The sequence below is a fragment of the Aquiflexum sp. genome (genome assembly GCF_041749095.1).
Lineage (GTDB): Bacteria > Bacteroidota > Bacteroidia > Cytophagales > Cyclobacteriaceae > Aquiflexum.
In genome coordinates this window covers 1-2317 of sequence record NZ_JBGTCA010000498.1, presented here as the reverse complement: position 1 = coordinate 2317, position 2317 = coordinate 1, and the positions used below count along the sequence as shown (strand labels likewise).

The following is a 2317-nucleotide window of genomic DNA, read 5'->3' as shown; positions in this document are numbered from 1 at the left end:
TGATTATGAGTATCTCTTATCTATTTCTTTTGCACCTGATGAATACATAGAAATATTCCCGCAGCATCGATTGAAAGATATCCATTCAATGTCTTCACGGATTTATCTGAACTCCTCCATTAATTGGAAAGAAGGTGAGCCACCTAAGGATCTTAAGAGTTTCTGGAATATAGATTATTGGTGCTTATTCCACGATATGGTCAAACCTTCCATGTGGCACCGGGTGAATTCATTGGTTGAACTTGGATTGTGTAAACCTCAAAAGCAATTGACACTAGGGATTGCGGTCAGAAAACCTGGCCCAACATTGGGTCAATTGGTCAAGTTGGCATCTTTTGCTACAAAAAAAGATATGATGGGTGTCAGGAGCTGTGGTGAAAAGGTCGTCAACGAATTCTTAAATGTATTTAAGGAACTGGGTATAAAACTTGATCCGAAAAAATACCAAGATGGAAAATATTGATCTTAATTCTGTTTTGCTGGAAAGGTACAGGAAGTCGAAATTCGAGTTTAAAGCATTTCAGGGAGAAGAATTCTTTTATTCCCCTATCTGTAAACATGGCATTCTCAACAAGGAGAAAATTTCTTTCCACCCAAAAATGGGCTGTAAGATTCTCCCAAAAATGTCTTTCTTAAGGATTCTTTCCAGTACAGACTCATTTCCAAAAGCATACCTTGACAAAGATTATCTGGTAAATCCAATCTATGGACTCGAAGGTTATTGGTTATTGCCATTTAAGAATTTCCTTATTGAAGATGCTGGGATATTTGGGTTTGAAGAATCTGTTTATCTGAAAAGATTGATACAGTTAAGTCCGTATTTTGAAAAATTACAAACTTTTGATGACTTGAAATTTTATCAGGCGGTATATATGATCCAAAGGATAGATCTGCCCTTTTTGAAAAAGGTGACCGGATGTTTTAGCCAGCGTGTTTTGGATCAATTGAACAGCATTGGGATTTTTCTTACAAGCCAAATTCATCATTAAAAAGTTCTTTGTTCATATCATTAATTTTTGATGTAGAACACTTCATCAGAAATGAAAGATCCTTATTGGAGAAAAAATTCATGTGTAAAGGGAAATTCTTTCTCATATTCCTATATCCTTCCTTTCTGGATAAAGTGAATGAATGATGCCAATGAATAGATTCCTTCAATATCTCTCTATTGATATAAGATGCAAGTTCTGCAACCTCGGGAACTTCCTTGAGAAGAATTTTTTCAACTTCATTTTTCAGTTCAAAAGTGGATACTTAAGTGATTGCTTTCAGATAAAAATCTGAAGGCGCGTCGTAAAAAAATGACTCAAAATCTGATGCGACTTTACCTGGACTGAAAACCCTCAATCTGAAATCCCTTCCTTTTTTAGAGGGCCGCATTTTGGCGATATAGCCTTTGTATACAAACCTTGCATGGGACTCTAACTGGCCTAATTCTTTTATGATTTTACCTTTTGTATATGATCTTTCCTCAAGATATGGTCTGAGTTTGAAATAGACATTTTCATGAAGTCTCAGCAAGTGATCCAGTTCTTTTTTCAATAAAAGGATACGTAAATTTCTTTTCATTTCCGGCAATTTAAAAATGGAACATTACATCAAACTAAACTACTGCATAAGCAAACATAATAAATCAGGTCGTTTTTGACAATACTTAGTACTGAGCAAAAAACAAAATTTACCAAATTTGATTAGTGAATAATCAATTCGGGAAATTTAAAAAGAAATCATTGCACATGTTTTTAAGCACATTTTATCTTTTTTAATTTCAATTCAAAATCAGGCCAATAAACATGGAACCAAATTCTTTTTCAGGGTATGCAAGAAAACTGGATGCATATGAGGTACCGGAACAAACCGCTGTTTTTATTCTGGTGATCATTTGGACCTACTCAGGTATAGAGAAATTACTGGAATGGAAAAGAAGCTGGAATGCCTTCCACAATCAGCCTTTTCCCAAAGAGCTGGCAGATATCATCAGCTATGCGGTGCCTATATCGGAAATTGTGCTGGGCCTTTTGTTGGTATTTACAATTACCAGGTGGTGGGGACTGATTGGTTCCTTGTTACTGCTGACAGTATTCAATACTTATGTGGGTCTGATCTGGTGGAGAGCTTTTCCAAGGGTGCCCTGCAACTGTGCCGGGTTTCTGGAAAGCATGGGCTGGGCAGAGCATTTTTGGTTCAATGCAGGACTGATTGGGATGACAGTATTTGTCCTATGGATAAAAAAAAACAAATATAAATCCTGATCCAAACGCCTGATAGGTAGTTTGGCGATGATTTCAAAATCTTGTGCCGTATCTCTCTGAAGCTT

General features: G+C 36.3%; 4 protein-coding genes. 3 read left to right on the top strand and 1 reads right to left on the bottom strand.

The window, feature by feature from the left end; genetic code table 11:
* The coding region (locus tag ACEW8O_RS22715; RefSeq protein ID WP_373496921.1) for a hypothetical protein at positions 1-463 on the top strand (463 nt) is incomplete at its 5' end.
* Complete coding sequence (locus ACEW8O_RS22710; RefSeq protein WP_373496920.1) at positions 450-989, top strand: hypothetical protein; 540 nt, start codon at positions 450-452, stop codon at positions 987-989. The genes ACEW8O_RS22715 and ACEW8O_RS22710, both read left to right, overlap by 14 nt.
* Before the next feature lie 265 nt (positions 990-1254).
* On the opposite strand, the gene ACEW8O_RS22705 is transcribed toward ACEW8O_RS22710, so the two are convergent.
* A complete protein-coding gene (locus tag ACEW8O_RS22705) occupies positions 1255-1569 on the bottom strand; it encodes a hypothetical protein (protein ID WP_373496919.1) in 315 nt (104 codons plus the stop codon).
* Positions 1570-1793: 224 nt separating this feature from the next.
* On the opposite strand from ACEW8O_RS22705, the gene ACEW8O_RS22700 reads away from it, so the two are divergent.
* Positions 1794-2252: a MauE/DoxX family redox-associated membrane protein gene (locus tag ACEW8O_RS22700; protein WP_373496918.1), complete on the top strand. Its 459-nt coding sequence runs from the start codon at positions 1794-1796 to the stop codon at positions 2250-2252.
* The last annotated feature ends 65 nt before the right edge of the window (positions 2253-2317 follow it).